The following is an 11,855-nucleotide window of genomic DNA, read 5'->3' as shown; positions in this document are numbered from 1 at the left end:
CCGGGCCGATACTGGTAGCGATGGAGTGGTTCACGGCGCCCGACCAGTGGCTGGGCCGGATCGTCTTCCAGCGGGGCCTCGCCGGGCTGTACTGCGTGGCGTTCCTTTCGGCGGCCCTCCAGTTCCGGGCCCTGATCGGGGAACGCGGCATGCTCCCGGTACCGGAGTACGTGCGCCGGACCAGCCCGCGCCACACCCCCTCGCTCTTCCACTGGCGCTACTCCGACCGCCTGTTCGCGGCCGTGTCCTGGTCCGGCGCCGCACTCGCGCTCGCGCTCGTCGCCGGCGCCGGGGACGCCGTGCCGCTGCCGGTCTCGATGCTCCTCTGGCTGGTGCTGTGGGGGCTGTACCTGTCGATCGTGAACGTGGGCCAGACCTGGTACTCCTTCGGCTGGGAGTCGCTCCTCCTGGAGACCGGGCTCCTCGCCGTCCTCCTCGGCAACGACGACACCGGCCCGCCCGTCCTGGTCCTCTTCCTGCTGCGCTGGCTGCTCTTCCGGGTCGAGTTCGGCGCCGGTCTCATCAAGATCCGGGGCGACGCCTGCTGGCGGAACCTGACCTGCCTCTACCACCACCACGAGACCCAGCCGATGCCCGGCCCGCTGAGCTGGTTCTTCCACCACCTGCCGCGCCCGCTGCACCGGGTGGAGGCCGCGGCCAACCACGTCGTGCAGCTGCTCGTGCCGTTCCTGCTGTTCACGCCGCAGCCGGTGGCCACGGTGGCGGCCTGTCTGATGATCGCGACCCAGCTGTGGCTGGTGCTGTCCGGCAACTTCGCCTGGCTGAACTGGCTCACGATCGTCCTCGCGCTCTCCGTCGTGGACGCCACCCCGCTGACCGGCGACCACCCGCAGCCGGATCCGCCGCTCTGGTACGTCGTCGTGGTCGTCGCGGCCACCGCCCTCGTCCTCGCGCGCAGCTACCGCCCGGCGCGCAACCTGGTCTCCCGGCACCAGGCGATGAACCGCTCGTACGACCCGTACCACCTGGTCAACAGCTACGGCGCGTTCGGCACCGTCGGCCGGATCCGGGACGAGATCGTCGTCGAGGGCACCGACGACCCGGTGCCGCACCCGGGCACGGTGTGGCGGGAGTACGGGTTCAGGGGCAAGCCCGGCGACCCGCGCCGGCTGCCCCGCCAGTTCGCCCCGTACCACCTGCGGCTCGACTGGCTCATGTGGTTCGCCGCGCTCTCCCCCGGGTACGCGCGCGAGTGGTTCGGGCCCTTCGTGGAGCGGCTGCTCGACGGCGACCGGGACACCCTGCGGCTGCTCGCCCACAACCCCTTCCCTGACGCGCCGCCGGCCCTCGTCCGCGCCCGGCTCTACCGCTACCGGTACACGACCTGGCACGAGCTGCGGACGACCGGGGCGTGGTGGCACCGGACGCTGGTCCGGGAGTACCTGCCGCCGATCCGCCTGCGGGAGCCCACGGACACCGCCCGCTGAACGCACCGGTGCCCCCGGACCGAGAACGGCCGGGGACACCCGGAGTGGAACGGAGGGATCAGTCGATGCCCGGCAGGATGTGGGGCTCGGCCAGGTCCTCCTCGTAACCCGCGAGCCGGATCGGGGCCGCGTGGGCCCACACGTCGAGGCTGCCCAGTTCGCCCTTGCGGCGGGGCCGCTCGTTGCGTTCGGCCGGTCGCGGTTCCTGCTTCGTCAGTTCGGGTGTCACCGCGCACTCCTTTGTGTCGCGTCAGGTGGGAGAGGTGCCGGATCGGTCGCGGTGGCGCCGTTTCTTGGCGGGACCGCGGCCTTGGTGGCAGGCCTGTCCCGGGAAGGCCGTGAGGAAGTGGTGTCTCCTCGGTGGCCGACCGTGTGCCTCAGATTAACCAAATGAGCACTCTCGCGCTCTACCGCGCTCCAAAGTGTGATGCGATCGAGTGAATGAAGCCGGAAAGAGCGCCCCATCGGGCCGATGGGGCGCTCTTGTCAGGGCCGCGGAACGGCTGCGGCGCAGGGCCGCGGAACCGCCGCGACGCGGGGCCTACCAGTTCGCGGGGGCGTAGTCCTTCAGGAAGCAGCCGTAGAGGTCCTCGCCGGCCTCGCCCCGCACGACCGGGTCGTACACCCGGGCCGCGCCGTCGACGAGGTCCAGCGGGGCGTGGAAACCGGCCTCGGCGAGGCGCAGCTTGTCGAAGTGGGGGCGCTCGTCGGTGATCCAGCCGGTGTCGACCGAGGTCATGAGGATGCCGTCCGTCTTGAACATCTCCTCGCCGCTGGTCCGCGTCACCATGTTCATCGCGGCCTTCGCCGCGTTGGTGTTCGGGTGTCCCGCGCCCTTGTAGCCGCGGCTGAAGACGCCCTCCATCGCGGAGACGTTCACGACGTACGAGCGGCCGCTGGCGGCCTTCTTCGCGGCCTCGGCCATCGACGCCCGCAGCTTGCTGATGAGGATGAACGGGGCCGTGTAGTTGCAGAGCTGGGTCTCCAGGAGCTCCACCGGGGAGATCTGCTCGATGCTCTGCACCCACGTGTTGGTCTCGACGACGTCCGGCACCAGGCCGCCGGCGTCGATGGCGGTGCCGTCGAGGTGCTTGGCGATGGTGGCGTTGCCCGCGACGAGCGCGAGGTCGGCGACCTGCTGGGCCTCCAGGTCGCGCACGCCCGCGGGCAGCTCGGACGATCCGACGAGCTCGCCGACCGCGCCGGAGTTGAACGCGCCGATGACGTGGTGGGCGGGCAGCTCGCCGGCGGGCAGCGGGGCGCTCTCGCCGTCGACGAGGGCGGCGTACGCCGAGGGCAGGCGGCGCACGGTCTGCGTCGCGTTGTTGATCAGGATGTCCAGCGGACCGGCCTCGGCCATCTGGTCCGCGAGGGCCACCGCCTGGGCGGGGTCGCGCAGGTCGATGCCGACGACCTCCAGGCGGTGCATCCAGTCCGCGGAGTCCTCCATCGCCTTGAAGCGGCGGATGGCGTCCTTCGGGAAGCGGGTGGTGATGGTGGTGTGGGCGCCGTCGCGCAGCAGCCGCAGCGCGATGTACATGCCGATCTTGGCCCGGCCGCCGGTGAGCAGCGCGCGCTTGCCGGACAGATCGGCACTGGCGTCGCGCTTGGCCCGGTTCAGCGCCGCGCAGGGCTGGCAGAGCTGGTGGTAGAAGTAGTCGACCTCGACGAAGCGCGTCTTGCAGACGTAGCAGGAACGCGGACGCTGGAGTATCCCCGCGATCCGCCCCTCCTCGGTGACGGAGGAGGGCAGCAGGCCCTCGGTCTCGTCGTCGATGCGCTGCGCGGAGCCGGTGGCCGTGGCCTCGGTGACCGCCTTGTCGTTGGCGGTCTTCGCGGCCCGGCGGTCCTGGCGGCGGCGCTGCTTCACCGTCCGGTAGATCCCGGCGGTGGCGCGCCGCACGGTGATCGCGTCCGGGTGGTCGACGTCGATCTTGTCGAGCTCGTCGAGGACGCTCAGGCAGACGGCCAGGCGCTCGGGGTCGATACCCGGCCCGTGGTCCTGGAATTCTTCGGTCACCGTCATGGCCTTCGGGTTCCTCGTTCGCTCGTACGTCGCCGCTCGCGGGCATTCAAAGACCCAACTTTACGGAGCGGGGGGCCGCGCCTCCAAACCCGTCCGGGGGGCGTGGTCGAAGACACAGTCGCCGCACAGCCCGCCGCCCGGGCAGCGGTAGTAGAGGCAGCAGCTGGCCCGGCGCAGCCGGGGGCCGCGGACCGTCCCGGCGAGGTCCGGGTGGTCCAGGAGTCCCGAGACCAGGGCGGTGGCCCGCTCGGCCGCGTCCGGACGCCCCTGGGAGCGTGCCCAGCGGACCAGCTCCCGCAGGGCACCGGCGAGGGCGGAGCCCGCGTTGCCCCAGAGGAGCCGCGGAGAGATGTTCCCGTCGCGGCGCAGGGCCGCGTGCAGTGGGACGAGATGCGCCTCCAGGACAGCCGCGCGCAGCTCGTCCACGGTCGCGGGGCGGGTCTCGGAGCCGGCCCACCACAGGTCGTCGGGCGAGGTCAGCGCCCCGTCCCAGTACAGCTCGGCGGGGTCGAGCACCGGGAAGCGGCCGTGGATCGCGGCCGGGCCGAGGGCGGTGGACCAGAGCCGGGCGGCGAGCCCGAGGTGCGCGACGGACGCACCGACGCGCCGCTCGGGAGCGCCGAGGCGGGCGGCGACCCGGTCCACGCGGGCGGTGAGCGGCCCGGTCTCCCCCGCGTACAGGGCGGAGAGGGGGCGGTGCGCACCGCCCGCGGCCGGTGCGGTGGTCCGCAGGGCGAAGAAGCCGCCCGGCGATCCGCTGTCGTCGCTCGCGCCCGGTTCCATGCGCACGCCCCCCGCCCCGGAGTCCTGTGGTCGCCCCCACCGTAACGTCCCGGCGTTCTCCCGAAGATTTTCGAAAGGGCTTGCGGAGCGGCTCCGGGATGATCGTTAAGCCTGGTTTGCACCCGTTCCGACCTGCGACGGCGTACATCCGGAGGCGTACGCGGGGGCCGCGTACTGCGTCGGTGGTACCCCCGAAGACGTCCCCTGGTACGACGACGCGGACGGCCGGATGGAGAGATCGTGGAGGGTATGAGTCCACTCATGCTGTCCGTCGTCCTGGCCCTGGCCTCCGCGGTCGCCTACGCGGCCGCGGCGATCGTGCAGGAGCGGGTCGCGGCCTCGGCCGAGGGTCCGCGCTACGCGCCGCTGCGCAGCGGCGCCTGGTGGGTGTCCGTCCTGCTGAACGGCGTCGGCGCGACCCTGCACGTCGCCGCCCTGGCGTACGGGCCGCTCAGCCTGGTCCAGCCCCTGGGCGCCCTGACGATCGTCTTCGCGCTGCCCATGGCGGCCCTCTTCGTCGGCCGCCGGGCCGGGCGGCGGGCCTGGCGCGGCGCGCTCATGGCGACGGTGGGCCTCGCCGGGCTGCTGAGCCTCACCAGCGGCGCCGAGGCCCGGTCCCTGACCGACGGGGAGCGCTGGCTGCTCGCGGGCGCCACGTTCGGCGCGGTGGCGGTGCTGTTCACGGCCGCGCGCCTGGTGGGCCGGTCGGTGCTGCGCAGCGTCGTGCTCGCCGCGGCGGCCGGTGTCTCCTTCGGCATGGCCTCGGTGCTGACGAAGTCGGTGGCCGAGGAGTGGACGCCCCGCGCCCCGCTCGCCGAGTGGACGGGGCTCCTCGTGCTCTCCGCGTTCGCGGTGACCGGACTGCTGCTCTCCCAGGCCTCGTACCGGGGTGCGGGGCTCGCCGCCCCGCTGGCCACCGTGACGGTGGTGAACCCGGTGGTCGCGGCGGCGGTCGGCGTGACCCTCTTCGGCGAGGGCTTCCGCTACGGCACGGTGGGCACCGTCGCCGCGCTGGTCTGCGGCGCGGTCGCCGCGGGCGGCCTCGTCCAGCTCACCCTCGACCGGATGACGGCCGCGCCGGAGTCGCTCTCGGTGTCACCACCGGGCGCTCCGGTAGCGTCAGACGGAGACTCCCCGCGCCCTGAGGTAGGCCAGCGGGTCGATGTCGGAGCCGTACCCGGGACCCGTACGGATCTCGAAGTGAAGGTGCGGTCCCGAGCTGTTGCCGGTCGATCCTGAGCGCGCGATGCGCTGACCGGCGTGCACCCGCTGGCCGTCGCGGACGGTCAGGGCGGAGAGGTGCGCGTACTGGCTGTAGCGGCCGTCGTCGTGGCGCACGACGATCTGGTAGCCGTAGGCGCCGCCCCACCCGGCCGAGACGACCCTGCCGGCGGCGACGGCCTTGACGGAGGTCCCGGTGGGCACGGGGAAGTCGACGCCGGTGTGGTAGCCGCTGGACCAGGAGGAGCCGCGGGTGCCGTAGCGGGTGCCGATGTCCGCGGAGACGGGCGCGGAGTAGCTGTCGCCCGGCGGCTGGGCGGCGGGCTTCGGACCGGACACCGGCTTGTGACTCGGCTTGGGCTGGGACGAGGGCTTGTGACTCGGCTTGGGCTGGGCCACCGGCTTGTGGCTCGGCTTGGTGCCGGGCTTCTGGGTGTGCTGGGTGGTGGGCTTCGGGGCCGGCTTGACGGACGGCTTGGCGGAGGGGCGGGCGACGGGCGGCTTGGCGGGCACGGCGCCGACCGCCCGGGCGCTCGGCGGGGCCGCCACGGCCTTGCGCTCGGCCTTGTCCGGCTTCTCGGCGCTCTTCGGCTTCTCGGCCTTCCCCGGCTTCTCGGTGCTCCTGGGCGCCGTGATGCGCAGGGTGAGGCGCTGGCCGGGGTGGATGAGGTCGGGATCGTCGCCCACGACCCGCCGGTTGGCCTCGTACAGGCGCTGCCAGCCGCCCTTGACGTGCTCCTCGACGGCGATCTCCGACAGGGAGTCGCCGGGCGTCACCGTGTACATCTCGCGCACGGTGGGCACGGTGGTCGGGCTCGCGCTCCGGACCGACTGTTCGGGTAAGAGGCGCTGCCCCGGCAGGGAGGCGGTGCGGACGTCGCTCCCGCCGCCGTCCGGCTCGGCCGCCGTGGCGCGCCGGGGGGTGGTGCCGGGCGACTCGCCGCCGCGGGCGAGGCCCGCGTCGGGGCCGCAGGACGGCCAGGCGCCGGGCCCCTGCCCCTTCAGGACGCGCTCGGCGATCGCGATCTGCTGGTCCTTGGAGGCGAGGTCGGCGCGCGGCGCGTAGTGCGTGCCGCCGTACCGCTCCCAGGTGGACTGGCTGAACTGGAGGCCGCCGAAGTAGCCGTTGCCCGTGTTGATGTGCCAGCTGGAGGAGGACTCGCAGGACGCGACCTTCTCCCAGACGTCCAGCGAGGCGGCCTGGGCGGCGCCCGCGCCGATCAGCGGCAGCGCCATTCCGGCGCCTCCCGCCGTGACGGTGAGCGAGGCGCGGTTGATCCGGCTCGGCTGGTGGCGGCGGTGACGTCCGCGTACGGCCATGGGCCCCCCTTGAACACAGCAGCAGCCGTCCAAGTTAGGGGTGGCGCACGCTCCGTGACAAGGGCTTCGCGCAACCTCAAGCCCCGTCTGTCACCTTCACGTCGACTCCGGTCACGCCCCGGCGGGCCCCGGCTCGGGCTGAGGTTCGGGTTCCGGTACGGGCCCGCCCGGCTGGGGCGCCGGCGGGGGCGACGGATCCGGCGGGACCGGAACGGGGTTCGGCGGGGGTACGGGCGGGGGCGTCGGCACCGGCGGCGGGATCGGCGACGGCGGCACCGGATCGGGGAAGGGATGGGTCATCGGGGACCTCCCGGTCGGCGGGGACCCCGTGCGCGGGGCCCCCTTCCAGGGTGGCCCCGCCGCCCCGGCGGCGCCCGCCGGGTCACGCCGTCCGGGTCCCCGGCGGCGAGGACGACGCCGAGGGCGGCGGCGCGGGGCTCCCCGTGCCGAGTACCGCCCGCCGTCTCAGACCTGGGCGGGCACGGCGTGCGGACCGCGCGCGGTGTCGCTCCCGGGCACGGGCGCGGACGGGTCGCTTCCCAGCTCCACGATGCGGTTGTCGCCGTCGACGTGCACGACGCGCGGCACGAAGGTCCGCGCCTCCGCGTCCTCGACCTGGGCGTAGCTGATGAGGATCACCAGGTCGCCGGGGTGCACGAGGTGGGCGGCGGCGCCGTTGATCCCGATGACGCCGGAGCCGCGCTCGCCCTCGATGACGTACGTCTCCAGGCGGGCCCCGTTGTCGATGTCGACGATGTGGACCAGCTCGCCGGGCAGCAGGTCGGCCGCCTCCATGAGCTCGGCATCGACGGTGACGGAGCCGACGTAGTGCAGGTCGGCCTGGGTCACGGTGGCACGGTGGATCTTGGACTTGAACATGGTGCGTATCACTGAGGCACTCCTGGACATAGGCTCCCTGCCTGCGTTCTTGCAGGTCAAGGGCTGTTCTCACACCTTACAACGAGCCGCAGGTCCAGGCAGCTGCCCCGAGGTTTCCCAGGACTCACGCTGACCACCTGCCAACTCTCCTGACGCATCATCAGGAGCTGTTCAGGAGCTTCGCGCACTCTCCCCGCCCCACCGCGACGACCCCACAAGCCTACGCAGCACGCGCTCAAGAGCCCTCGTGATCACGGTCACCACTTGTCCGGCCGATCATGTGGCTGGTCGGATGCCTCATGCACCACCGCCGGTTCGCCCGCGACTGCGAAACCCACCCGCATCGCTCCGAAGCCATGATCAAGGTGGCAGTGGCCGACCTCATGAGCCGCAGGCTCACACGAGCGTCGACTCCGAACGGGAAGGACTCATAGCCTCCGGGCCACGCCGACGCGCGCGTTCTCGCCCCTCATCGCCTGCGGCCAGCGGTCATCGATGACATTCGCCGCTTCCCGGCAGGCGCCGCAGGCGTCTCCCGTTCCGGGAGCCACCAGTGGTCGGATGTGACATACCGGTTTCCTGGATGCCGCACCCTTTTGGGAGCCGTCGTAGGCCATCGAGCAGTGGGTCCGAGACGAGCGGTGGAGTCGCCCCGTCTATGAGCCCCTGCCGAGCGGCGGGAACCGTCACGCCGGGAACGCCCCGGTCACAGCCCTCCCAACCCCGGCCCTTCGTAGACCACCACCGGGTCCGGTACCGGCGGGGACGGGGGCGGGGGCAGCTTGTTCCGGCGGGGTTCCTGCGGCTCGTGCAACGGGTGGCGGGTCGCGAGGATCTTCGCGCCGTCAACCGCGAGGTTCCGAAGCCGGGCCGGTTCTCCCCGGCGGATCCACTCGGGGCGCTCCGCGGCCGCCATGGCCGCCCGTCCGGCATCCGTGACGCCGTACACGCCGATGAAGGCACTCTCGGCCTGGCCCCTCACTCGGTGGGCCCACAGCAGAAGGAGCGGGTGGCCCAGGAGCGGGAGGTAGGAGTCCGTGGTCACCGCCAAAGCGAGGCCCGCCACGGCAACCGCGGGCAGCCACCGTACGACGGTGTCGTGACGGTTGCGGGCCTGCAGTCTGCGCCGGGCGGCCGGCGACCGGCGGAGCACGCCGACGGGGTGCCCGTCGTCGCCCCGCAGGCTGTCGAGGACGAGCCGGTCGCGCAGGCCCCGGATCACGGGCTCGCTGTCCCAGGCCGGCAGCGGCCAGGGCACATTCCCCTCCTCGTCCGCCGCCCGGGCCGCCAGGTCGAGCGCCGTCCTCTCCATCTCGTCCCGGCCCCGGCCCAGGGGGCGGAGCGCCACCCGCCGCGTCGAGACCCGCCGCGCCTCAAGGCGCCGGTCCGCGTGCATGCGCAGCAGGGCGACCTGGACGACACGTTCGCCGCCACCGTGCAGATAGGCGAGTTCGTACAGGTCGAGGCGCTCATCCGGTGCACGCGGCGGCCCGACCCCGGCCGTCATGGCACGGTGGGCACGCCGCAGGGCCACCGCCGTGGCCCGTACGATCACGAGCGAGGCCAGTAACAGCGCGGCCCCGAGCAGGTTCCCCCACCACGTCCCCATGCGCTTCCCCCTCGTGGAACGGTGTGCTTCACCCCCCTGTCTGCCCGCGCCTGACCGGTACAAGACATTCCCCGTCCGACCCTCGGCCGCGGCACGGGCAGGGCCGATCAACGCGGTGGTCTTGCCCGTACGGCGGCGCGCGTTCGGCGTCGGCGCGGAGCATCAGCCGTGACAGGCGGGTGGCGAGGACGTCGCCGAGCTCGGTCAGCACCCGGTCGGCCAGGGCAGGCACCGGCCGTGGGGCCGACCAGAGGCACGCCGCGTGCGCGCCGCGCCGCAGTGGCTCCGGACGATCGCTGTACAGCCCGCTGGGCGACGCCCTGACAGGAGCTCTGCATTCTCTGTCGCGGCTCAGTGCAGGAGCCGTGTTGCGTCCCTTCAGGAGTTCCGGATGACGATCGAGGCGTTCAGTCCGGTGGCGACAGCACTCCAAGCTGCGTAGGGCAGCAGGGTGCGTGCGGCCACAGCATCGACTCGCGCGGTCCGGCAGATGAGCTCAAGGTTGCTGAGGTCGAGCAAGAGGGTTCCGATGAGGCCGGCGCGTGGGCTTCGCAGGCGGAAGAAGAGCCAGTTCCATCCGGCGTTGAGGCCGAGATTGCACGCGATACTCGCGATGAGCCGACGTCGCTGCGCTCCGTCTGTGAGGGCCAGGGTGCGTCCGGTGGCGAACGCGATCGATGCGTACAGCGGCGTCCAAACGGCACCGAAGGCCCAGGGAGGCGGCTGCCATGGTGGTTTGCTCAGAGAGCGGTACCAGGAGCTGGTGGGATCGACCGCGACCCCGCCCGCCGCTGCAGTGGCCGCAACTCCTGTAGCGGCGAGCACGTACCACAAGGCCCGCTCGTTGCGTGTTGGGGTGTGTGAGGTCCTGATCTCGGTGTCCACTTGGCACGCATTCCCCCCATGACATGCCTTCTCACACCGCCGCTTCATCGGCATGCCGCTGCCATGGTCGGAATGCGCAGAAGGCAGTGGCGTCATCCTGCTGGAAGAGCCCGGCGAAGACACCTCCACCTGTCGGTGACACCCAGGTGGGGCGGAGGATGTGACGTACCCCAGGCGCCGGGACGGGCACGCTGCGTCAGGGACTTGAGAGCGACAGGGGTCTGCTCTCCTTGCACCTGCTGCTGGGTGGACACGGGACCGGCGCCGCTGACGGGACAGTACGACAGCGGCACCCGGCCGTGAGTACGGCAGCTGCGGAATGAGCGTCGACAACGATCACCCCCGTCATCCGGTCGAACGATGATGCTGACGCGTTCAAGGAGATGAATCGCTTCGCACAGCTACCAGCGGTTGAGGTGCACGACCTCTGAGACCGGGCGGCGGCGCACGGGTCCGAAATGGCCCATCGGCCAGCCGACGGGTATCGCGGCGAAGGTGCGCATGTCCTCCGGGATGCCGAGGGCCTGCTTCCACTCCTCCTCCAGCATCAGGTGCCAGATCGTGATGTTCGCGGCAAGACCGAGGCCTCGGGCGGCGAGCAGCAGATTCTGCACACCCGGGTAGACGCAGGATCCTTCCGCGAGAGCCATGAAGCGCTCCTGCGTGTCCACCATGCGCTGGGTCGCCGCCGGCCCGAGGGCCTGCGCGGAGGCGACGTACCCTTCCTCGGGCACCCGCGGCGCGGGGAACTGGTAACAGGGGATGATCAGCGCGGGAGTGTCGGCGAAATGGTCCCGCTGGTACTCGATCGCGGCGACCATCCGCCCGTAGGCGGCCTCGTCCATCCCCTCGGGAGCCAGCGCGCCCGTCGTGGCGAGGTAGGCGTCGACGCAGCGCTCCCACAGGGGGGCGAGCCGCGCCATGACGTCCCGGTCGGTGACGACAACGTATTCGAAGCGCTGCATGTTGCCACCACTGGGCCCCCAGACCGCGGCCTGCACGAGTCGCTCGACGAGGGCCTGGGAGACCGGTTCGGGCTTCAGGCGACGCATGGCGCGCATCGTGGACATCGTGTCGAAGAGCCGCGGGTCGGCGCCCGCATCGATGAAGTCGTTCATGATCGCGGAGTGTAGACCCCACGACCTTCTTGAAGGAGTGCCAGAGAGTTCTTGGGCCGCCGCCGGGAAGCCTCCCCAAGTTGCCCTGGGGGCAGGAGAGATGCCGACGCCAGTCGGCTGTCAGTGTTCACGTGATGCGCCACGATCAGCGATTTCGCCTCACGTAGTTCCCCACCGACGTGGCGCCCCGGGCCGGGTCCCGGGTCATGGCCTCCTTCTGGAGCTCGAAGCCGTGGACCCGGCCCCGCTCCTCGTGTCGGTTGACGCCCTGCAGCACGAAGACCCTGTTGAACTCCCCGGTGGCGAAAGCCTCCTCGGGGGTGCGGAAGCTTCGCCGAGCTCCCGTCCGCTTCCCAGCGGGCGAACCGCTCGTAGACGGTCTGCCAGGGTCCGTGAATCACTGGCCGGCGTCAGGACGGCAAGGCAATTGGACCGAGCACGCACACGCTCAGTGATCATTTGTCAGACAGGCCCTAGGCAGTGTCTTCAAATGATCACCGCTGGTGGATCATGGTGTCGTGATACGTCGCCATGAACTGTCCGATGCCGAGTGGGAGTTCGTCCGA

The 11,855-nt window shown here is 71.8% G+C and carries 10 protein-coding genes and 1 pseudogene; 3 read left to right on the top strand and 8 right to left on the bottom strand.

The features are described from left to right. Positions 1–20 precede the first annotated feature (20 nt). On the top strand, positions 21–1,448 hold the full coding sequence (locus tag ACFV2S_RS35390) for a lipase maturation factor family protein (protein WP_385569384.1): 1,428 nt from the start codon (positions 21–23) through the stop codon (positions 1,446–1,448). A 58-nt stretch (positions 1,449–1,506) separates the two neighbouring features. Here the strand turns inward: ACFV2S_RS35390 and ACFV2S_RS35385 are convergent, their stop codons facing one another. The 3 genes from ACFV2S_RS35385 to ACFV2S_RS35375 all read right to left on the bottom strand — a co-directional run bounded on the left by ACFV2S_RS35385 (position 1,507) and on the right by ACFV2S_RS35375 (position 4,257). After that, positions 1,507–1,677 (bottom strand): hypothetical protein, encoded by a 171-nt coding sequence (locus tag ACFV2S_RS35385; protein ID WP_329853465.1) that lies wholly within the window; start codon positions 1,675–1,677, stop codon positions 1,507–1,509. Between the two features lie 312 nt (positions 1,678–1,989). Further along, on the bottom strand, positions 1,990–3,474 hold the full coding sequence (locus tag ACFV2S_RS35380; RefSeq protein WP_385569378.1) for an SDR family NAD(P)-dependent oxidoreductase: 1,485 nt from the start codon (positions 3,472–3,474) through the stop codon (positions 1,990–1,992). A 60-nt stretch (positions 3,475–3,534) separates the two neighbouring features. Continuing rightward, a complete protein-coding gene (locus ACFV2S_RS35375) occupies positions 3,535–4,257 on the bottom strand; it encodes a (2Fe-2S)-binding protein (RefSeq protein WP_385569475.1) in 723 nt (240 codons plus the stop codon). A gap of 249 nt (positions 4,258–4,506) precedes the next feature. Between ACFV2S_RS35375 and ACFV2S_RS35370 the strand changes: the two genes are divergently transcribed. Then, positions 4,507–5,496, top strand: coding sequence for a DMT family transporter (locus tag ACFV2S_RS35370; RefSeq protein WP_385569375.1), 990 nt, complete (start codon positions 4,507–4,509; stop codon positions 5,494–5,496). Here ACFV2S_RS35370 and ACFV2S_RS35365 read toward each other — a convergent pair. Together ACFV2S_RS35365 and panD are read right to left on the bottom strand one after the other, a co-directional pair. Beyond that, entirely contained in the window at positions 5,377–6,798 is a 1,422-nt protein-coding gene (locus ACFV2S_RS35365) for a transglycosylase family protein (protein ID WP_385569372.1), read from the bottom strand. The genes ACFV2S_RS35370 and ACFV2S_RS35365 overlap by 120 nt on opposite strands. 465 nt (positions 6,799–7,263) lie before the next feature. Beyond that, entirely contained in the window at positions 7,264–7,689 is a 426-nt protein-coding gene (panD, locus tag ACFV2S_RS35360) for an aspartate 1-decarboxylase (protein ID WP_385569369.1), read from the bottom strand. Positions 7,690–7,967: 278 nt separating this feature from the next. Here panD and ACFV2S_RS35355 point away from each other — a divergent pair. After that, a pseudogene (locus ACFV2S_RS35355) lies at positions 7,968–8,111 on the top strand (IS5/IS1182 family transposase); the annotation flags it as partial. A gap of 272 nt (positions 8,112–8,383) precedes the next feature. Here the strand turns inward: ACFV2S_RS35355 and ACFV2S_RS35350 are convergent. From ACFV2S_RS35350 to ACFV2S_RS35340, 3 genes are all read right to left on the bottom strand, one after another. Continuing rightward, complete coding sequence (locus ACFV2S_RS35350) at positions 8,384–9,286, bottom strand: TIGR04222 domain-containing membrane protein (protein WP_385569366.1); 903 nt, start codon at positions 9,284–9,286, stop codon at positions 8,384–8,386. A gap of 378 nt (positions 9,287–9,664) precedes the next feature. Next, complete coding sequence (locus ACFV2S_RS35345; RefSeq protein WP_385569363.1) at positions 9,665–10,171, bottom strand: TspO/MBR family protein; 507 nt, start codon at positions 10,169–10,171, stop codon at positions 9,665–9,667. A 401-nt stretch (positions 10,172–10,572) separates the two neighbouring features. Continuing rightward, positions 10,573–11,289 (bottom strand): nitroreductase family protein, encoded by a 717-nt coding sequence (locus ACFV2S_RS35340; protein WP_385569360.1) that lies wholly within the window; start codon positions 11,287–11,289, stop codon positions 10,573–10,575. Between the last annotated feature and the right edge of the window lie 566 nt (positions 11,290–11,855).

It is taken from the genome of Streptomyces sp. NPDC059695 (genome assembly GCF_042733785.1).
Taxonomy (GTDB): Bacteria; Actinomycetota; Actinomycetes; order Streptomycetales; family Streptomycetaceae; genus Streptomyces.
Note: the sequence above shows the minus strand (reverse complement) of the source record. Positions and strands in the feature narration are given on the sequence as shown.